Below are 20,611 nucleotides of genomic sequence, written 5' to 3'. Positions count from 1 at the left end.
GCTTTTTACTTTACACTTACTATAGCCAGTTATAATCAGCTTAATTTTGTATTATGAAAGTAGAAATCTGGTCGGACGTAATGTGTCCGTTTTGCTATATCGGGAAAAGACATTTTGAGCAGGCGATAGAGAAATTGCCTTTTAAAAATGAAATTGAAGTGGATTGGAAGAGTTTTCAGCTTAATCCGGAATATCATAATGCTAATAATGAAACGGTGTACGATTACCTTTCAAGAAGTAAGGGAATGCCGGTTGATCAGGCTAAACAGATGACCAAACAAGTGGCAGACATGGCAGCAAATGCAGGATTAAGCATTGATTTCGATACCAATATTCCAGCAAATACATTCAACGCGCATCGTTTGATTCATTTGGCAGCAAAACACGGCCTTCAGGATTTAGCTGAAGAAAAACTTTTCGAAGCTCATTTTGTGAAGAGCAAAAACATTGGCGAAACAGATGTTTTAGTTGATCTTGCAGTGGAAATAGGATTGAATAAGGACGAAGCTGTGGCCGTTTTAAATAGCGACGAGTTTGCTGAAGCTGTTCGTTATGATATTTATGAAAGCCAGAATTTAGGAATCCGCGGTGTGCCATATTTCGTTATGGACCGTAAATATGGTATTTCTGGTGCCCAACCTGTTCAGGCTTTTACTGATGCGCTTACCCAGAGTTTTACCGAATGGAAAGCCGCTCAGCCTAAAACCACGATTACTTCATTAAATAAAAATAATGACGCGGTTTGTGATGAGAATGGTTGTGAGATATAGATTTGTTTCCTGCAGATATAAAAATCATTTCGACTGGAGCGCAGCGCAATGGAGAGATCTATCTCGAGACAGATTTAGCTTCGCTGAGCCTTCGGGTTCTCTGCTTCGTTGCACTTCGCTCGAAATGACGGTAACTGAGGGGTGTTAAATCCTGAAAAAAAATTCAGGGGGACGATCGTTTTAGGATCTTCGACACTCCGCTACCATTGACAGAATCTCTAAAAAAGTCGTCCTTGCGAGGAGGAATGACGAAGCAATCTTTCATGCTAATGATCCTTGCTGTAAGATTGCTTCGTCGGCTGAAAAAGCCTTCCCGCAATAACGATCCTCTTAGAGGCTTATTTCCATTAAATACTTCTGTCAATCATATTGATTTTTATATCATAAATTATTCCTCAGGATGACAATGGCTCGGGAAACTTACTGCTGCTGATTCTTCAACGGCGTTAATAAATACTCCAAACCATTCACCCTGATTTCGAACATGGTAGCCATTAAATCGCCTAATTTGCCTTTCGGGAAACCCTTATCCTTATACCATAGCAAATAGCTTTCTGGAATATTACAGATCAGGTAACCTTTATATTTCCCGTAAGGCATTTGCATTTTTACTAAATCGAGTAATAAGGAGGGATCTAACATTATAATATAAAATCTAAATAATTTTCTTTGTTAATTACGGAGAAACTGGCTTGAGGATAGTTTTTGGCAAAAAAGCCCGGGATTTTCTTCTTTTGGTTTCCCCATTTAAAATCGGCAGCTAACATTTCTCCGTTGTTAATTTCAATTAGGTCTATTTCTTGTTGATCATAGGTTCTCCAAAAGAAATAAGTGGCACTTTGCTGTTCGTACTCCATTTTTTTAATGCGTTCGCTAAAGCAGTAGTTTTCCCATAAAATACCCTGATCGTTCCTTAAGGCTAACAACCTGAAATCGTTTACGATTGCGTTCCGGATCCCATTGTCGTAAAAATACCATTTGGATGATTTCGTAACTTCTTTCCGTAAATTATTACTATATCCGCCAATTTTATAAATGATAAAAACCTTTGAGAGTAAATCAAGGTAACGATCTACCGTATTTTTGCTGATACCCAGATTACGGGAAATCTCATCAATTGAAACTTCCGATCCTACCTGATAGGCAATCAGTTTTAATAATTCCAGTAGTTTAGCGCTATTTTGGATGTTCTCATACATCAAAATATCTTTTAAGAGATAAGATTTAACCAGTTCTGTTAAATACTGTGCTTTTTCAGCTAATGAATTCAGGTGGAATAACTCAGGATAAGAACCAAAAATTAATCTTTCTTCCAGATTTTGGGTGGTTTGTAAACCATTTTCCTGTTTATCCAACTCAACTTGTGCTATGGGGTAAAGATGGTAAGTTAAACTTCTTCCGCTTAAGGGTTCACCTGTTTGGTTTGATAAATCGAAAGTAGATGATCCACTTGCGATAATGGTAAGATCTTTAAAAGTATCGATGAGTAACTTTAATATTTTTCCGATTTCAGGTATAACCTGGGCTTCGTCAATAATGAGTAGCTTGGCATCACCCAAAACCCTTTTGTAATTGGCAGCTGTTCGGGTTGAAAGCAATACCTGTACATCCTGGTCTTCCCCATTTAAAGAAAGGTAGTTGATGTTCGCGTCTTTGGTAATGCTTTCTACCAACCAGGTTTTACCTACCCGCCTTGTTCCGAATATTAGGATTACTTTGTTTTTCCCAATTTTGTTAAGGATAATCGGCTTCAAAGCTCTAACAATTTGACTTTCCATTTAAGCCAAATATAGGTAAAAACGTTAATTCAGTCAATAGACTGACTCAATTAATGTTAATTCAGTCAATAGACTGACTCAATTAATGTTTTTTAATCGATCAGCTCTAAAGTTTCAATCGCTTCTTCAACGGTTTTTACATTATCAAAAGCAATTCTAAGTGTATTCTTTACTTCCTTTAAATTGCACATGCGCGGATGGTTCTGCGCAAAAGTTAAAATTTTGGTAAAGGTATTTGAGTCGAAATAAGCTGACTGTTTATCACTTAAAAAATATCCTCTTAAGCTATTTTTCTTAAAACTGATTTTTTCGAATCCTAATTTTTTACCCAACCACTGTAACCGCACTACGCTGAGCATGGTTTTTACTTGCGGGGGTATAGGTCCGAAACGATCGGCCAGGTGTTTTTCGAAAACGGCTAATTCAGCTTCGTTGTCAAGCTTAGAAAGCTCGGTGTATAAATTGTAACGCTCAGTAATATTGGTAATGTAAGCATCAGGAATATATAATTCAAGATCGGTATCTACCTGTGTAAAGCCTACAAACGGACGGGCAGGTTCATTTTCGAACAGGCCTTTAAACTCAGCTTCTTTCAATTCCTGAATGGCTTCATCCAGTATCTTATGGTACATTTCAAAACCGATTTCGGCGATGAACCCACTCTGCTCGGCACCTAATAAATTTCCACTTCCACGGATATCCAAATCGCGCATGGCCACATTAAAGCCACTGCCGAGATCAGAAAACTCTTCAATGGCACTTAAACGTTTCCGGGCCTCAGAAGTTAAGGTAGATAAAGGAGGCGAAAGTAAATAACAGAAAGCTTTTTTGTTGCTCCGGCCTACACGGCCACGCATTTGGTGCAGATCGCTCAAACCAAACATGTGTGCATGGTTGATGATGATGGTATTGGCATTTGGGATATCTAAACCTGCTTCAATAATAGTTGTGGCTACCAAAACATCTTTTTCTCCGTTAATGAAATCAAGCATCACATCTTCCAAAGCATCTCCATCTAATTGGCCATGCGCAATACCAATCCTTGCTTTTGGAACCAGTTTCTGGATTAACCCACCTAATTGCATCAGGTCATTTACCCGGTTATGGATAAAGAACACCTGTCCGCCGCGATCCAGTTCAAACTGCACGGCTTCCTGGATTAATTTATCGTTAAAAACATGCAATTCGGTGCTAACGGGCTGCCGGTTCGGCGGTGGCGTACTTATAATAGATAAATCCCTTGCCCCCATTAAAGAAAAATGCAGCGTTCTTGGAATTGGAGTGGCTGTAAGGGTTAAGGTATCAACATTTACCCGTATGGCTTTTAACCTTTCTTTTGCAGTAACGCCAAACTTTTGCTCTTCATCAATAATCATGATGCCAAGATCTTTAAATTTGACATCCTTGCTAAGCAAACGGTGTGTTCCAATTAAAATGTCAACTTTGCCGGCTGCGGCTTCAGCCAGGGTATCTTTAATCTGTTTATTCGTTTTAAAACGGTTAATATAATCGACCGTTACCGGGAAATCCTTTAAACGGGAGGAGAAAGTTTTAAAATGTTGTAAAGCTAAAATGGTTGTTGGTACCAGAACGGCAGCCTGTTTACCATCAGCTACCGCTTTAAATGCAGCACGTACGGCAATTTCTGTCTTTCCAAAGCCAACATCACCACACACCAAACGGTCCATTGGATGTGGTGATTCCATATCCTTTTTCACGTCCTGGGTGGCTTTTAACTGATCGGGGGTATCTTCATAAATAAAAGAAGCCTCTAATTCGGTCTGTAAATAACTATCTGGAGAGAATGCTGTTCCGGCCTGGGTTTTGCGCAAGGCATAAAGCTTGATCAAATCCCGCGCGATATCTTTAACTTTTTTTTTAGTGGTTTTTTTTAACTTATCCCAGGCATCGGTACCCAGCTTATTCATTTTAGGAACGCCGCTTTCCTTACCGCTGTACTTAGCAATCCGGTTTAGGGAGTTGATGTTGACGTAAAGCAGGTCGTTATCGGCATAAACTAAACGGATCATTTCCTGGGTTTTGCCGTTCACCTCAACTTTTTCAAGTCCGGCATACTTACCAATACCATGATCGATATGGGTAACATAATCGCCGGATTTTAGTTCCCTCAAATCTTTTAGGGTAATGGCCTGACTTTTTTGATAACCTTTTTTAAGCTTGTATTTGTAGTAACGGTCGAAAATCTGGTGATCAGTGTAAAATGCCGTTTGGATCTGCGGATCAACAAAACCCTCGCGCAGCATGCTGTTGATTGGTGTAAATTTGGCCGTTTTGTCAATATCTTCTAAAATGGCATATAAACGCTCAATCTGCTTAGGCGAATCGGTAAAAATAAAATTAACGATTCCAGCCTTTTCATTTTCCTTAAGGTTGTGAATCAGCAGATTGAAATCTTTATTAAATGATGGTTGTGGCTTGGTTTCGAATTCAAAACGATTATCTGTTTTATAGAAAAACTGTTTCCCGAATTCTACCAACGGGAAATCCTGAAGGTGATCGCCCAATAACTTTTCATCCGTAAAAGCAAATTTAGGATCAATCCACTCCGGGTTTTGACTTTTATCTGCCGCTGGCAAGGCTTTCCAAAGTTCAACAGCCTTTTTAAAACCGGCTTTAACAATATCCAGGGTAAATTCTACGTCTTTAAACCAGAGTTGCGTGTCCTGATCGATATAATCGAGAATACTGATGTTACTTTCGGTTAAAAACTTGGCCTGAACATTTGGAACAATGGTAAGCGATTTAACTTCGGCAACCGACAGCTGGCTTTCAATTTCAAAACTTCTGATGCTTTCTACTTCGTCACCAAAAAACTCGATGCGATAAGGAAGATCAGAGGAGAACGAGAAAATATCTACAATGCCACCTCGGATGGAAAACTGCCCGGGTTCGTAAACAAAATCTCTTCTGTCAAAATCATAATCAATTAGAAATTCATTGATAAAATCAATGCCCAGTTTGGCGCCCAAACTGATTTCTAAAGTGTTTTTTTCAAGCGCAGAGCGATCTATCACCTTTTCGGCAATGGCTTCAGGATAGGAAACTACAATTTTTCCGTATTCCGAATCATGATTCAGCTCGTTCAGTACTTCCGCACGGGCCAGCACGTTAGCGGTATCTACCTGGGTGAAATCGAAAGATTTTCGGTACGATGAAGGAAATAGTAAAACCTGTTTATCCAATACACTTTCAAGGTCAGACTGAAAATAAGCGGCTTCTTCCCTATCAGGCAAAACGAACAGAAGGGGCTTATGTAACAGGAAATAAGAAGAAAGTGCAACAATAGCATCAGCCGAACCCACCAATCCCTTTAATTGTATCTTTGGGTTTTTGCTGCTGTTCAACGCTTTGGTAAATTGAGTTACCCTATCGTCGGTTTTGTATCTGTTTATTAAATCGCGGATGTTCAAGGCACAAAAATAAGCTTATCTTTTAATATTAACCCGCAATTTGTGTAAAGGTTTTTTTAACTATTTTTGGCAGGGTTGTGATAGAATAATCAGATTTGGGAAAAAACGAAAACTTATTCTTAGATGGGATCGTTCGTTTGGTCGAAATATATTCCCCTTTCGTCGATTAAGGGCAAATCGGTGTAACAAAGGTAGTTCTATAGCCTCTAAATGTTATAAAAAGTGAAACAATGAAGTACATTAAAAGCTTTCCACTGGAACTTTTTTTCTGGTTAACAGCTTTAATATTACTGGCAACGGCGGATGGCCACCAACATCATTTTACACTTTGTCCTTTAGCCAATTTGGGCTTTGAGGATTGGTGTCCGGGGTGTGGCATAGGCAGGTCAATCAGTCATATTTTACATGGCGAGTTTACCGAAAGCTTTTCCGAACATTGGTTTGGTTTTCCGGCACTTTTAATTATAATTTATAGAATTTGCACATTGATAAGGAACAAAAAGAAGTTTAAAGTTTTAACCACAAATACATAGAAACCATGGATATATTTCAATCACCTCTAATGTCGTTACCAGGTATAACACCAGAGGAATACTCATATTTACAACAAGCCACAACCGGTTTAACTGAAGAGCAGTTACGTAATTTCCTGATGGTTTACAGCAGCAAAAGAAAAAATCCATCAGATATGTTGATTTTTTGTTTAATCGGATTGTTTGCTGTTCCAGGCTTGCAAAGGTTTATCATAGGCCAGATCGGTATGGGTATTTTGTACCTTTTAACTGCCGGTTTATGCTTTATCGGTTCGATTATCGATGTGGTAAACCACAAAACACTTGCTTTTGAATACAACCAGAAAATGGTTTTCGAAAGCTTACAGATGGTAAGAATGGGAGGTGGATTCCAACAAGCGGGAAAATTCTAAGATAATTAATCTCAATACTTAGGTCCGTATCCAAATAAATTGGATGCGGACTTTTTTGTTTAATGAACTTTCATGACAGAAAAAAGAAAACAATGAAATTTCTATATTTATCGAATGAAATTAGCTGAAATTACCAATTATTTAGAAAGCATCGCTCCGCTTAATTATCAGGAAGACTATGATAACTCTGGTTTAATTGTGGGGGATCCAAACATGGAAATCCGTGCTGCTTTGGTGGCTTTGGATTGTGTAGAGAAAATTGTAGATGAAGCCATTTCGACAGGATGCAATTTGATCATTACCCATCACCCGATAGTTTTTAAAGGACTAAAAAAGCTTAATGGTAAAAACTATGTAGAGCGTGTGGTTTTAAAGGCAATCAGGAATAATATTGCACTATATGCCATTCATACCAATTTAGACAGTATTCATACCGGGGTAAATGCTAGGATCTGTGAACGTTTAGGTTTAACAGGTACTAAAGTACTTTCGCCAAAAGCAGGGCTGTTGAAGAAATTGGTTACTTATTGTCCACAGGCCCAGGCTGAGCAACTGCGGTCGGCATTGTTTTATGCTGGTGCAGGTACCATTGGTAATTATAGCGAATGCAGTTTCAACGCTGATGGTTTTGGCACATTCAAAGGAAATGAAGATTCCGACCCTTTTGTTGGTGAAAAAGGTGTTCGCCACCGGGAGGCCGAAATACGGATCGAAATGGTTTACCCTACCCAGGCTGAACGAAAAATCCTCGTTGCTTTGTTTGAAAACCATCCATACGAGGAAGTGGCCTACGACATTTATAAACTCGAAAATAAGCATCAGCTGGTGGGTTCGGGTATGGTAGGCTGGCTGGAATACGATATGGATGCTTATGATTTTCTGCATCTGGTGAAAGATAGGATGCAGGCTAAAGTGGTTAGGCATACAGAAGTAATTGGCAAAAGGATTAAGAAAGTTGCGGTTTGCGGAGGTTCGGGAAGCTTCCTGTTAAAAGAAGCCATAGCTGCCGGGGCCGATGCATTTATTACCGCAGATTTTAAATACCACGAGTTTTTTGACGCGGAAGAAAAATTGATCATTGCAGACATCGGACACTTTGAAACTGAACAATTTACCTCAAATTTATTGCTTGAAATTATTCAGAAAAAATTTACTAACTTTGCAATCCGTTTAACGGAGCAAAATACAAACCCCATAAATTACTTGTTTTAATGGAACAAACCGTAGAACAAAAGCTAAAAGCTTTATACGAATTACAAAATATCCACACGAAAATTGATAAAATCCGCCAAGTACGTGGCGAGTTACCGATGGAAGTTGCCGACCTTGAGGATGACGTTCTAGGACTGGAAACTAGAATTGCAAAAATTAAAGGTGAGCTTGATGATCTTGAAGATTCGATCGTAACGCGTAAAAATACAATCAAAGATGCGCAGGCTGCCATCAAAAGATATGATTCTCAATTAAAAGAAGTTAAAAATAACCGTGAATACGATGCTTTAACCAAAGAAATTGAGATTCAGGGTTTAGATATCCAGGTTTCTGAAAAGAAAATTAAAGAACATGGTTTCGAAATCACTTCAAAAACTGAAATCTATGAAGCTGCTAAAGCCGAATTAGATGGAAGAAAAAAAGATTTGGAAGCTAAAAAAGCAGAACTGGATGTAATTACTGCCGAAACTGAAAAAGAGGAGCAGGATTTACAAAAGAAAGCAGATAAAGCGGAACCTCAAATCGAAGAACGCTTATTGGTTGCTTATAAACGTTTACGCAAAAATGCAGTGAATGGTTTAGCTGTAGTAACCATTGATCGTGATTCTTGTTCCGGATGTTTTAACCAGATTCCACCGCAACGCCAGTTAGATATTCGCCAACGTAAAAAAATTATCGTTTGCGAACACTGTGGTCGTATTTTGGTTGATGAAGCGCTAACACACGAAGTAGCAGAGGCTTAAGCTAAATAATAAAAGTATTTGAACGTCCCGATTTAATCGGGACGTTTTTTGTTTAAGGCTATTTTCTTGGCCTTACTCAAAACAAGAATATGATTTTATCGTTTAGTGTAGATATTTGTTTGAATGTGAGCGATTGCTGCAGCATAGAACCAAACCGAAATAGAATCCCTGATGAATAAAAATTTCCGTTTTTACGTAACGTTTCTCCTGCTCCTCTCCCCTTTGTTTTCACTTGCAAATTTCGATTTTAACAGCAACTGCTTAAATGCTTATAAAAGCATATTCGAATTGAAGTTGGGCAATGCGAGGGCTTATATCTCTACCGAAAAAAAGCAGCATCCCAATAATTCCATTATTCCGCTTCTGGAAAATTATGTTGATTATTTTACCGTACTTACTTCAGAAAGCAAGGCTGATTTTGACCGTTTGAAAGGAAATAAATCTAAACGTTTGGATCAGATAAGCGATGATGATAAAAATTCGCCTTACTACCTGTATGCGCAGGCAGAAATCAATTTGCAATGGGCGCTCATCCGAGGCCGTTTTGGTGAATATTTTAATGCCGCCATGGAAGTTAAAAGAGCAAACAATCTGTTACAGGATAATAATAAAAAGTTTCCAAATTTTCACCTGAACTTAAAAGGTTTGGGATTGATTAACGCAGTATTAGGCAATCTTCCTGACGGGGCTTTAAAAACAGCACTTTCAACATTCGGCATTAAGGGAAACCTGCAGAGCGGATTGAATATGTTCGAAAAATTGGCTGATAACCTGCCAAAATCATCTTACGAACCTTTTTATGAAGAAGTGGTGTTTTATTATGCCTACGTTTTAACCGATGTGGCGCATAGCCCGCAGGCATATGCCAAAACCATGAGTTACACCGAACGGATTGCCGATACCAGTTTGTTAAAAAGTTATCTGCAGAGTTATGTTTGCATTAAAAACGGGCATAGTGAAGAAGCAATTTCTATTTTAGCAAGACGACCAGAGGGAGGTGTTTATCAGCCTTTTCCTTATCTGGATTATTTGGAAGGAATTGCACATTTAAATAAACTTGATCTGAATGCAGGCACCTATTTTAACCGGTTTTTGCAGACTACAAAGGGCGTAAACTTTGTTAAAGACGCCTACCTTCATCTGGGATGGGTTGCGCTTCTGAAAGGAGATAAAGGAACATATGCGGCATTTGCCTCCAGGGCAGTTAAAAATGGCTACACTTACATGGAAAAGGATAAGCAGGCTAAAGCAGAGGCTTCGGCAGCAGTACCGAACATTGATTTGTTAAAAGCCAGACTGTTGTTTGATGGTGGTTATTTAAGCAGGGCCTTACAGGTAATTGATAGCAAGAAGGCAACAGATTACACCAGCGATAGAGATAGAACAGAACTCCATTACCGTTTAGGCAGAATTTACGATGATTTAGGGAAAGATGATCAGGCCTTAACCGCCTATCAGGAAACGATTGATGAAGGTAGAAACCTGAAATATTATTTTGCGGCGAACGCTGCTGTACAAATGGGTAAGATTTATGAGAGAAGGAAAAATATAGCGAAAGCAAAAGAGGCTTTCAATACTGCGATTGCCATGAAAAACCATGAGTTTGAAAGCAGTATTGAAAACCAGGCCAAGGCCGGGTTAAAGCGGTTGGCCAATTAGAAGCGGTATATAAAAGCATTAATGTGCATGCCCGCCCCTACTGAAGCAAATACCGCTACATCACCAGGCTTAACATTATAGCCTTTAACTTGTCCTTTTAATACCAGGTCTAGTAAAGTTGGTACCGTGGCAACAGAACTGTTTCCTAACCACGAAATCGTCATCGGAACTAAGTTTTCTGGTACGGTATCTTTTCCATAAAGTTTGAACAAACGTTTCATGATCGCAGTGTCCATTTTGCCATTGGCCTGGTGAACAAATACAATATTGATATCATCAACACTTAAACCTGCTTTGTCGATAGCTTTTTTGATTACCTGCGGAACCTGGATTACCGCAAATTCGTATAGCTTGCGTCCATTCATTTTCAGGTATAAGTTTCCGCTGGTCTCATCAGGATTAGATCCTTTACCCATGGTGAGCAAGTTACTATGATGAAGTGCATGCGTTTCTGTCTTGTGGGCCAATATCCCTCTTTTTTCGGCTGCTTCTTCTGCTTCGAATATCACGGCTCCGGCGCCATCCGAAAAGATCATACTGTCACGGTCATGCGGATCAATAATCCGGCTTAGGGTTTCTGCACCAATAACCATAACCCGTTTGGCATCTCCGCTTTTAATATAATAATCAGCCTGTATTGCACCCTGAATCCATCCCGGACAACCAAAGATGATATCGTAAGCAACGCAGTCTGGATTTTGAATACCAAGTCGTTGTTTTACCTTTGAGGCTAAAGATGGCAGAACGTCAGTGCGGTTACTGCCCAAAGGGATGTCTCCAAAATTATGGCAGAATATAATATAATCTAAGGATTCTTTATCAATACCTGCATTTTCAATGGCATTTTCTGCTGCTTTTGCGCCGATGTGATGACTTAACTGATCAGGACAAGCGTAACGACGCTCTACAATTTCTGTGATTTCTGAAAATTTATGAATAATTTCTGAATTTTCTTTTTCAAGTACATTTCCATTCTCAAAAAATGTGGAGTTCAAGAATTCATTACCTGAAATAATATTTTGTGGAATATAACTCCCAGTACCGGTTATTAACGTATTTATTGCTTTGCTCATAATTATAATACCGCATACTAAAACGGTATGTAGTATAAAAATACCATTTATCTTCGGTAATTGAAAATAAATAAAAATTTAGCGTAGCTTATTCTCAAGCGCAAACTTCAATAACCCTGCTTTTCCGGTTACATTTAGCTTCTGTGCCATATTCTTGCGGTGGGTGTCAACCGTGTTCAAGGCTATAAATAGTTTTTCGGCAATCTGTTGTGAGGAATAATCTTCGCTTATCAGTTTTAGTATTTCCATTTCACGGGCTGTTAAGTTGTGGCTTTTTTGAAAATGATCACCATCGTTAAATACGGATGAGGCAAGTGCATCAGTTTTCGCTTTTTGAAAGTATTTTTTGCCCTGATGTATACCCGTTATTATTTCAAACAGGGTTTCTGCATTGGTATCCTTTTGTACAAATGCTTTTACGCCTATATTCTCAAGCTTAGCTGATAGTTTGCTTGTATAATACATGGACAATGCCATTATTTTCACAGAAGGAAACAGCTGAGTTACTTTCTCCGCAGCAATTTCACCATCCAGAACGGGCATGTTTAAGTCGAGGATTAAAACATCTGGCAGCTGGTGATTGAGCAGGTGCAAAATTTCTTTTCCATTTGCGGCCATTCCGATTACCTTAAAGTTTGATTGTCCGGAAAGGATTGCAGATAGGCCTTGCGCAAAAAGTTTATGATCATCTGCAATCATAATTGTTATAGGGCGTTGTTGTATTGTGTCCATTATTTTAGCGGAATATCAATTGTTGTAGTTGTGCCGTTTTGATTACTATCGATCTGGATTTTACCGTTAAGATAATTTACCCTTGATAGAATATTATGGATGCCCAAGCCCTTTTTATCTACATCGGGATTGAAGCCAATGCCGTTATCTTCTGCCATAATACTAATGCGGTCGGTAAATGATAAAATCTGTATAGTTGCCTTTGAGGCAAAGGAATGCCTGACGATGTTATTAACCAGTTCATTAACTATACGATATATGGTAATCTCAATGCCCCTATCAATAGGATTTTCTACCTGAAAAACAAATTCAAATGCAATTTTACCAGAATGGTTTAAAGTTTTAAAATGTTCATTTAAGGTTTCAATCAGGCCAAATTGTTCAAAGTTTTTTGGCATCAGGTTATGCGATATTTCTCTTAAGTCTGCACAGGCCTTTTCGATCATGTCAATGGTTTGATCGTAAAATATGCGGTCATTTTCGGCAAGTTTTAAAACCTTGTGTTGAAAAGCAGTAATATTTAACTTGATGATGGACAGTGTTCCGCCCAGGTCGTCATGTAAATCGCGGGCCAACCGCGTTCTTTCATCTTCCTGAGCATTGAAAATACCATCAGCCAGATCAACCTGGTGCCTGCTTTTTTCTTCGAGTAAGACTTCTTTTTCTTTTTTAAGGAAATTATAACGTTGTGTTAGTGCAAATGAAAGAAAAATGATTTCGGCCGTTAAACCTACTACTAAACCGTTTGGTTTTAATAAATTAAAGTTAGTAAGGCCTAAAGTGTTAAAAACATAATTAAACACGCCAAACAATAACATCAACGTGGCAATAAGATAATACCAGCCTAGCTTATAGCCTGACCTTATTCTTTCTACCACACCAATGATCATCACGATTACCGTAAGGAGTGCAAGAAAATTGTTGATGTAAAAAACCGTTTTTTCTAAAATAATAAAGGATTTAAAGAACATAAATACCGGAATGATGAACATGGCCCAGCAGAATCTTTTATAATAGTTTGTAAAACGGTATAATTTACTGTTTGTGCTGTTTTGATTCACAAACAGCTGCATTACCTGAATTAACAGGCCACAGCTTAATGATGCCATCATTAACCGCATATAATCCTGTAAACCGGGCAAATTTGGATAAAACCATTGGAAAGCCAGCCCTTCTTCTTCCAGGATAAAAATTAGTGTGCAAAAAATATAAATCGCATAGTATAAATGGATATTATCCCTGAGCGAAGCAAAAAGCAAAAGATTGAAGATCACTGCAAAAACAAAAATGCCAGTATAAAATCCAAATAAGGTGTGCTGCGGAATTTCTGCCTGTATCATATCAACGTCGCGTCCGATAGACATCGGCATATACATATTTTGGCCCCTTTTATCGGCCCACAAATAAAAGGTCGCTTTCTCATGGGGCAAAAGTACAATTGGATAAATAAAGCTTCTGTTGTAATACGGCCGTTGTTTAAAAGGGAAATGATCACCGGTTAAACCTAATGGATGAACGTTTTGCCCTTCATCTACTTTAAATAACCGGAGTTGGTTGATGCTCGAACTCTGTTCCTTAAACATCAGATTTACAGCCTGATTAAGCATGTTTTTTATGTCAAAGGCGATCCAGTAATAAGACTGCGAGTAACCTTTACTAAAAACTTTTCCAGGTTTTAAAGGGATTAGTTTACCGGCCTGCTTATATTTTATAATAGAGTCGACGGTCAGGTTTAGGTTTTTGTCCTCATAAAAATATCCATGTTTGCTGATACTGAATTTTTTGGCCGTATCAATTAAAATAGGATTTCCCTGTTGTGCAGCACATAAGCGGGCTGTCAATAATAATGCAGTTATCAGGAAAAATTTATTCATTGATGAGCGAATTGTCGAAAAGTTGCGGTTAATATTTCTATAAATATAAGATATAAAACAGGGACTGAATATACCGGTTAAAGGGTATATAAACTACCTGGACTATCAATTACATTTACATCAAACCAAACCACTTAAAACATAAAACATTCCTTAACAAATGTTCTTTTCGAGTTTGTCGTAGACAGGCAGATGCCTGAGCATTCGAGGTAGTTATTTATTATTTGTCATTTAAATTATGCTATTATGAAAAACAAATCACTTTACTTTTTAACGGGAATAGCCTTATTCTATTTTTCATGTGCAAAAATCTGCATTGTTCCGCCAGTAAACACTACCGTAGGCGGAGCAGTAGTTTCTTTCGCATCTTCTAAAATTCCTTGTAAAAAAGTCCCTGAATATGAAAAAGCAGTTAAATTATCGATCAATGCCATCTATTCTCAAATGTTCGAAACCGAACTTGAAAATTATATAAAAGATAGTATTGGCAACGGACCCCATGAAAATTCCTGGAAAGGATTGGTAGCGAAAGATATCGTGGATAAAATGCGAAAAGAAATTAATGGTGAGTATATAGAAACTTATGGTGGCGCGATCGGGTGGTTTCGTTATGCTTTTTATCATAACATTGCTTATGATGGCACGGCAAATGGTCCGATTTTACTAAACAGAATTCCGCTAAGACATCGTAATGCAGCTAGCATTGCCAATACAATTGCCCATGAAACAGCCCATAGGATAGGATTGATACATCCTAGCAGCGATATTGATCTCAAAATAGCTTACAAAGAACCACCTTATGTAATTGGTGCTATTATAGAAAACATTTGTTCAAGGTGATAACAAAGTTCTTTATCCAGTAATCTTCTCAAAAAATAAACATGAAAAAGTTCGCCCTCATTACGTTGATAATTTTTATCTGCAACAGCGTCAAAGCGCAAGATCAGGATTCCGTCAGATCAGAGAATATACGCTATCTTAATTTAAGATACGTTGATTTTTACAGACAAAATCATCCACTATCCTATATTGCCCCTCTGGGCGAAATTGGGTCAAAGAATAAATATATATTTACGTCAAGACTAAGTACTTCTTTTATGATCCTCGGAACAAAAGGATCTAGGCTTGCTGCTGCATTAATACCAGACTTCACCATTAGGATGCTTGATATGAAGTCTAGGCCTGTATATACCCCAGATTTTAGAATAGGAGGTTCTTTTTATTACCGGTTAAATGCTGATGAAAATAATTATAAATATGCAACATTGGGTTTTATGCATCACTCAAACGGGCAGGATACTACTCATAGGCCAGTTGTGGGTACTCTAAATTATAAAGATTGGGATTTTTCTACGAATTACATTTACGGGAGATACAATTGGGGCAAAGTTAAAATGGATAGCAATATCATGAGATCATCAACAAATCATCAACTAGAATTTAAATCAAACGGGCTGTTTGACTTCGATGACGTGATAAAGGGAGATTATGGTTTTACAAGGCTCAGCTATAGTTTTTCTTATCGGAAATATTCCTATTTCTATGATCTTTTCACTAATGCTGATCAGGAGGATAATGGTAAGCGATCGTCTAAAAAAGAGGATGATCAAAAAGGTTGGCTAAATAAAGAGAAGTTCAGATGGAACCTGGAAGCATCTTATGCGATAAATAAATATGCTCATTACAACTTGTTAGCTGTTAAAAGAAGATTAAATATTGAGGCTACAGGATATTATTCACTCTCTTGGATGCGCCAAACTGCATTTATGTTAGCTGCTGGATATTATGGAGAAGACCCTTACAATATTTATTTTAAGGATAAATATGCATGGGTAAGATTTGGCATTGCTGTGGGGTTTTTAAAATATACCGCAAAGGCAAGCGGAAAAAGATATGAAACGCAAGGCCTTAACTAAAATCATCAATTAAAAACACAAAAAGCTCTTTGGGGCCATGAGCGCCCAAAACCAGTGTTTTTTCGATGTCTGCCGTTCTGCTTGGTCCAGTAATATTACTGATCATGGATGGGATTTGGCTGCCATATTTGTTCTTCAATAACAAAAAGGCATCTTTAAGATCTAAAACCAACTGACTGGTCTTAGCAATCACAATATGATGGTGTGGAAAGATGCTGAGCCTTCGTCCTGCAGCGCCCTGGTTAGTTACCATTACGCTTCCATTACGGGCAATTAAGGCTTCACAAAGGGTAATACCAACTTCAGCTTGCTCAAAATCCTTATCGGTTTGGTAAAATGGAAATTCGTATTTGCTTAAAAACTGCTGTAGCTCTGGTTCCCAGCAGTATATTTTTCGCCATTTAAACTTATCAGCCAGATGCAGCATATTTTCAAAAAAGTCGATCCCGTCTTCGCAGAAGATGAAATTACCGGATATTGCCGTAAGCTGTTCGGCAAATAATATCTCAAGCTCATCTGTATTTGTTTTATACAATGGACTTTCTTCTAAATTAGGATAGGGATTTTCGCGCTTCTCTAATAGTGCTTTCCTTATCTTTTTCAGTATTTGTTCTTTCGCTGTCGTATTATCCTTCATTATAAAAAAAAGCTACCCTAATGGTTAAACCAGGGTAGCAAATGTAATAATAGAAATTATTTATTTAAGCTTCAACGGGCTTAATGTGTCCGGGATTTCCGCTTTCTCCTTGATTTTCGAATAATCTTTTACCGAAAATCACTTCTAAATCGTCTTTAAATAAAACTTCTTTTTCGATCAGGATATCAGCCAACTGGATCAATTTATCTTTATTTTCTTCCAATAATTGAATTGCGCGTTGGTATTGGCCTTCAATTAATGCTGAAATTTCTTTATCGATAGTTAAAGCGGTGTCTTCAGAATATGGTTTTGAGAAATTGTACTCGTTCTGACCAGATGAATCATAATAAGTAATGTTTCCTAATTTATCGTTCAATCCGTAAATGGTAACCATTGCTCTCGCTTGTTTGTTTACTTTCTCCAGATCGCTAAGCGCACCAGTAGAAATAGTATCAAACATTACTTTTTCAGCTGCCCTACCACCCATTGTTGCACACATCTCGTCGAGCATTTGATGAGGGCGAACAATTAAGCGCTCTTCTGGAAGGTACCAGGCTGCACCTAAACTTTGTCCGCGCGGAACAATTGTAACCTTAACTAGAGGCGCAGCATGTTCCAGTAACCAGCTTACAGTGGCGTGGCCAGCCTCGTGAATCGCAATTGCACGTTTTTCGCTCGGGGTGATGATTTTATTTTTCTTTTCTAAACCACCTACAATTCTGTCTACAGCATCTAAGAAATCTTGCTTATCAACCGATGATTTGTTTTTACGTGCTGCAATTAGCGCCGCTTCGTTGCAAACATTTGCAATATCTGCACCTGAGAATCCTGGCGTTTGTTTAGCTAAAAACTCGGTATCAAGCTCTTCCGATTTTTTAAGCGGCGCAATGTGTACCTCAAAAATCTGTTTACGTTCTATAACATCCGGTAAATCAACGTAAATCTGTCTGTCGAATCTACCTGCCCTTAATAAGGCTTTATCTAAAACATCAGCACGGTTTGTTGCTGCTAAAATGATCACATGTGTATTGGTACCAAAACCATCCATTTCAACCAAAAGCTGGTTTAAGGTGTTTTCACGTTCGTCATTTCCACCCATAACACCGTTTTTACCACGGGCGCGACCAATAGCATCAATCTCATCAATGAAAATGATACAAGGCGATTTGTCTTTTGCCTGTTTAAACAAGTCGCGAACACGGGATGCACCAACTCCAACAAACATCTCTACAAAATCAGATCCTGACAGAGAAAAGAAAGGAACCTGGGCCTCGCCGGCAACAGCTTTAGCCAATAAAGTTTTACCTGTACCTGGCGAACCTACCAATAAAGCACCTTTAGGTATTTTTCCACCCAAATCGGTATATTTTTTTGGGTTTTTAAGGAAATCTACAATTTCCATTACCTCGGTTTTAGCTTCTTCCAAACCAGCAACATCATTAAAAGTGATATTTACCTGGCTTTCTTTGTCAAACAGTGTCGCTTTAGATTTTCCGATACTGAAAATCTGGCCACCACCACCAGCACCGCCACCCATTCTGCGCATCATAAAAATCCAGAAACCGATTAAAAGCAATACAGGTAAAATGATGCTTAAAAACCAGCTTGCCAACGGATTGCTGCGGCTGGTTTTTTCTGCCAATATCCTTGGTTGGTTGGCTGGAAGGTCTTTTTGCGAATCGGCAAGTTGTTTATCCAGTCCATCCATCGTTCCGGCATTGAAAAACACAACTGGACCTGACGCATTATTTACGTTAAAAGTGCTGTTGCCTTTATATGGATCGTATGTTGGCTTTTTCAGGCTGTCTTTCTTGATATATACCTCTACACGCACTAAATCATCAGATTTATAAGCAACAACTTTTTGCACGTCGCCTTTTAGCAACATTTGTTGTTCAAATTTCTGGTAGGTTACCTCTTTACCTCCATCGGTAGTAAATAAAAACTGTGCAGCAATAATGGCTATAATAATGGCCGCATATACCCAGAAAATATTAAATTTTGAACCTTTTTGTGGTTTTTTAGGAATGTTTGGGATTCTTCTTCCCTGTTTTTCGTTATTATTTTGATTGTCGTTCATTTGTCTTTGTCAAAATGGTTCTATTAGGTTATGCGCTTTGAAAATTTGTGCTTTCTGCATCCCCCCAAAGTTCTTCTATGCCATAAAAGTGGCGCTTTTCAGTTTTAAAGATGTGCACAACCACATCGAAATAATCAAGAATGATCCAGTCTGCTGATTCGAAACCTTCCTTATGTCTTGGGTCGGCTTGAGTGGCTTTATATATTTCTTTTTCTACACTATCGGCAATAGCTTTAACCTGGGTAGCAGAGTTGGCGCTCGCTATAATAAAGTAATCAGCCACTGAAGTATGAATATTTCTAAGATCTAACCGCACAATATCTTCTCCTTTTTTCTCTTGTATGCCGTGAACGGCCAGTTCAGAAAGATATGTAGAAAGGGCTACTATTTTCTTTTTTACCATTAAAATGCTTTAATTTTGGAATTACAATATTATAAATTCAACACTTGCAAAATAACACTTTTTCAACACTATTTGTTGGTCAAAATTTAATCAAATTAAAAGAAGTTGATTCTACTAATAACTTTTTAAAAAATTTGGTGTCAAAATCCGAGCCATTAGTAGAAGGCACTGTAATTATGGCAGACCACCAGTTTGCCGGAAGAGGACAGCAGGATAGTGTTTGGCAAACGCAGGAGGGAAAAAATATCAGTACCAGTATATATTTAAAGCCTTCTTTTTTGCCGCTTAAAAAGCAGTTTTACTTAAATATGGCCGTTAGTTTGGCTGTTAGTGATGCTTTATGCTGTTTTATACCGCAAGGAATAATGGTGAAATGGCCCAATGATATCTACTACCTGGATAAGAAATTAGGAGGTATATTGATTGAAAATACACTGACAGGCAGTACTTTTAAATCATCAGTGATTGGCATTGGCTTGAACGTGAATCAATCAGAATTTGCAGAGAGCATCAGTGGACGTGCTACTTCGGTGATTCAAATTTTACAAAAAGAGGTTCCCTTAATGGATATTATGGATAAAATATTCATATTTATCGAAAAGTACTACCTAATTTTGAGGGCAGGGAAATTCAGTATTTTACAAAATGATTACCTTACGAAACTATATAATTACGGAATTGCTTCGTTATATAAGCACAACGGCGGGATTTTTGAAGGAACGATTGAAGGAGTTGAAGATAACGGCAGGTTAAAAGTTGATACAAAAAATGGCTTAAAAATTTTTAACTTTAAAGAAATTGAATTTATACACACAAAATAAAACACAAATGAAAAAAATCACCCTGGTGCTTTCGATGGTACTTTTTACCGTTGTTGGTGCATTTGCTCAGATCGAAAAACCGGTAACTTGGGCATACTCTGCAAAGAAAGTAAGTAAAACTGAAGCCATAATTTATTTAAAGGCTACGATTGATGATAGATGGCATATTTATTCTCAAAATGTAAAAGACGGAGGACCTGTAAAAACCACTTTTACTTTTTCCCCATCAAAAGATTTTAGTCTTGTAGGCAAAACAATTGAGCCAAAAGCAATTGTTAAATACGAAAGCACATTTAAAATGAACGTAAGTTACTTTGAAAAATCAGTAATTTTTCAACAAAAGATTAAGCTGAACAAAGCAACAACTGTAGTTAAAGGTGTGGTAGAGTTTATGGTTTGTAACGATAAACAATGCCTTCCGCCAGAAGAAGTGGAGTTTAGTGTTCCGGTTAAATAATTGACATCAAAATGTTTACAGGCAGTCCCGAATTTTTGGGACTGTTTCTTTTTAAAGTAAAATCTACAAGGTGTTGTGGTTTAAAAAAAATCGTTTCTAA

19 protein-coding genes are annotated in these 20,611 nt (G+C 38.0%); 10 read left to right on the top strand and 9 right to left on the bottom strand.

All coding sequences use genetic code 11. The annotated features are described in order from the left end of the window. The first annotated feature begins 53 nt into the window (after positions 1-53). Positions 54-770: a DsbA family oxidoreductase gene (locus BM107_RS06290; RefSeq protein ID WP_090981365.1), complete on the top strand. Its 717-nt coding sequence runs from the start codon at positions 54-56 to the stop codon at positions 768-770. A gap of 420 nt (positions 771-1,190) precedes the next feature. Here the strand turns inward: BM107_RS06290 and BM107_RS06285 are convergent, their stop codons facing one another. The 3 genes from BM107_RS06285 to mfd all read right to left on the bottom strand — a co-directional run bounded on the left by BM107_RS06285 (position 1,191) and on the right by mfd (position 5,979). After that, positions 1,191-1,412, bottom strand: coding sequence for a DUF3820 family protein (locus tag BM107_RS06285; protein ID WP_090981363.1), 222 nt, complete (start codon positions 1,410-1,412; stop codon positions 1,191-1,193). Continuing rightward, positions 1,412-2,548 (bottom strand): ATP-binding protein, encoded by a 1,137-nt coding sequence (locus BM107_RS06280; protein ID WP_090981361.1) that lies wholly within the window; start codon positions 2,546-2,548, stop codon positions 1,412-1,414. The genes BM107_RS06285 and BM107_RS06280 overlap by 1 nt, the downstream gene beginning before the upstream one ends. Positions 2,549-2,640: 92 nt before the next feature. Beyond that, complete coding sequence (gene mfd, locus BM107_RS06275) at positions 2,641-5,979, bottom strand: transcription-repair coupling factor (RefSeq protein ID WP_090981360.1); 3,339 nt, start codon at positions 5,977-5,979, stop codon at positions 2,641-2,643. 230 nt (positions 5,980-6,209) lie between these two features. On the opposite strand from mfd, the gene BM107_RS06270 reads away from it, so the two are divergent. From BM107_RS06270 to BM107_RS06250, 5 genes are all read left to right on the top strand, one after another. Further along, positions 6,210-6,512 (top strand): DUF2752 domain-containing protein, encoded by a 303-nt coding sequence (locus tag BM107_RS06270; protein ID WP_090981359.1) that lies wholly within the window; start codon positions 6,210-6,212, stop codon positions 6,510-6,512. Positions 6,513-6,517: 5 nt separating this feature from the next. Next, positions 6,518-6,904: a TM2 domain-containing protein gene (locus BM107_RS06265; protein WP_090981355.1), complete on the top strand. Its 387-nt coding sequence runs from the start codon at positions 6,518-6,520 to the stop codon at positions 6,902-6,904. Between the two features lie 114 nt (positions 6,905-7,018). Beyond that, entirely contained in the window at positions 7,019-8,116 is a 1,098-nt protein-coding gene (locus BM107_RS06260) for a Nif3-like dinuclear metal center hexameric protein (RefSeq protein WP_090981353.1), read from the top strand. Further along, on the top strand, positions 8,116-8,859 hold the full coding sequence (locus tag BM107_RS06255; protein WP_090981351.1) for a zinc ribbon domain-containing protein: 744 nt from the start codon (positions 8,116-8,118) through the stop codon (positions 8,857-8,859). Before BM107_RS06260 ends, BM107_RS06255 begins: the two co-directional genes overlap by 1 nt. Before the next feature lie 171 nt (positions 8,860-9,030). Next, positions 9,031-10,518, top strand: a complete 1,488-nt coding sequence (locus tag BM107_RS06250; protein ID WP_090981349.1) for a tetratricopeptide repeat protein — start codon at positions 9,031-9,033, stop codon at positions 10,516-10,518. On the opposite strand, the gene BM107_RS06245 is transcribed toward BM107_RS06250, so the two are convergent. The 3 genes from BM107_RS06245 to BM107_RS06235 all read right to left on the bottom strand — a co-directional run bounded on the left by BM107_RS06245 (position 10,515) and on the right by BM107_RS06235 (position 14,197). Then, positions 10,515-11,591 carry a 3-oxoacyl-ACP synthase III family protein gene (locus BM107_RS06245; RefSeq protein WP_090981347.1) on the bottom strand — a complete coding sequence of 359 codons (1,077 nt, stop codon included), beginning with the start codon at positions 11,589-11,591 and terminating at the stop codon, positions 10,515-10,517. The two genes, BM107_RS06250 and BM107_RS06245, sit on opposite strands and share 4 nt — an antisense overlap. A gap of 78 nt (positions 11,592-11,669) precedes the next feature. Next, entirely contained in the window at positions 11,670-12,323 is a 654-nt protein-coding gene (locus tag BM107_RS06240) for a response regulator transcription factor (RefSeq protein WP_090981345.1), read from the bottom strand. Further along, entirely contained in the window at positions 12,323-14,197 is a 1,875-nt protein-coding gene (locus BM107_RS06235; protein ID WP_090981343.1) for a sensor histidine kinase, read from the bottom strand. The genes BM107_RS06240 and BM107_RS06235 overlap by 1 nt, the downstream gene beginning before the upstream one ends. Positions 14,198-14,443: 246 nt before the next feature. Here BM107_RS06235 and BM107_RS06230 point away from each other — a divergent pair, with 246 nt between their 5' ends. Together BM107_RS06230 and BM107_RS06225 are read left to right on the top strand one after the other, a co-directional pair. After that, complete coding sequence (locus tag BM107_RS06230; RefSeq protein ID WP_090981341.1) at positions 14,444-15,037, top strand: hypothetical protein; 594 nt, start codon at positions 14,444-14,446, stop codon at positions 15,035-15,037. 65 nt (positions 15,038-15,102) lie between these two features. Beyond that, the gene (locus BM107_RS06225; protein ID WP_134204441.1) at positions 15,103-16,113 is read left to right on the top strand and encodes a hypothetical protein; all 1,011 of its coding nucleotides are present in this window, start codon (positions 15,103-15,105) and stop codon (positions 16,111-16,113) included. On the opposite strand, the gene BM107_RS06220 is transcribed toward BM107_RS06225, so the two are convergent. The 3 genes from BM107_RS06220 to rsfS all read right to left on the bottom strand — a co-directional run bounded on the left by BM107_RS06220 (position 16,106) and on the right by rsfS (position 19,233). Then, complete coding sequence (locus BM107_RS06220; protein ID WP_090981337.1) at positions 16,106-16,750, bottom strand: LutC/YkgG family protein; 645 nt, start codon at positions 16,748-16,750, stop codon at positions 16,106-16,108. The two genes, BM107_RS06225 and BM107_RS06220, sit on opposite strands and share 8 nt — an antisense overlap. 64 nt (positions 16,751-16,814) lie before the next feature. Then, positions 16,815-18,830, bottom strand: coding sequence for an ATP-dependent zinc metalloprotease FtsH (gene ftsH / locus BM107_RS06215; protein WP_090981335.1), 2,016 nt, complete (start codon positions 18,828-18,830; stop codon positions 16,815-16,817). A gap of 28 nt (positions 18,831-18,858) precedes the next feature. Then, positions 18,859-19,233 (bottom strand): ribosome silencing factor, encoded by a 375-nt coding sequence (gene rsfS, locus BM107_RS06210; RefSeq protein ID WP_090981333.1) that lies wholly within the window; start codon positions 19,231-19,233, stop codon positions 18,859-18,861. Positions 19,234-19,277: 44 nt separating this feature from the next. Here rsfS and BM107_RS06205 point away from each other — a divergent pair, with 44 nt between their 5' ends. Both BM107_RS06205 and BM107_RS06200 read left to right on the top strand, forming a co-directional pair. Further along, positions 19,278-20,054 carry a biotin--[acetyl-CoA-carboxylase] ligase gene (locus BM107_RS06205; protein WP_090981331.1) on the top strand — a complete coding sequence of 259 codons (777 nt, stop codon included), beginning with the start codon at positions 19,278-19,280 and terminating at the stop codon, positions 20,052-20,054. Positions 20,055-20,061: 7 nt separating this feature from the next. After that, the gene (locus tag BM107_RS06200; protein ID WP_090981329.1) at positions 20,062-20,511 is read left to right on the top strand and encodes a protein-disulfide reductase DsbD domain-containing protein; all 450 of its coding nucleotides are present in this window, start codon (positions 20,062-20,064) and stop codon (positions 20,509-20,511) included. Positions 20,512-20,611 lie beyond the last annotated feature (100 nt).

Source organism: Pedobacter suwonensis (assembly GCF_900111825.1).
GTDB classification, from domain to species: Bacteria; Bacteroidota; Bacteroidia; order Sphingobacteriales; family Sphingobacteriaceae; genus Pedobacter; species Pedobacter suwonensis.
The sequence above is the reverse complement of the archived record's forward strand: the minus strand, read 5'-3'. Positions and strand labels throughout refer to the sequence as shown.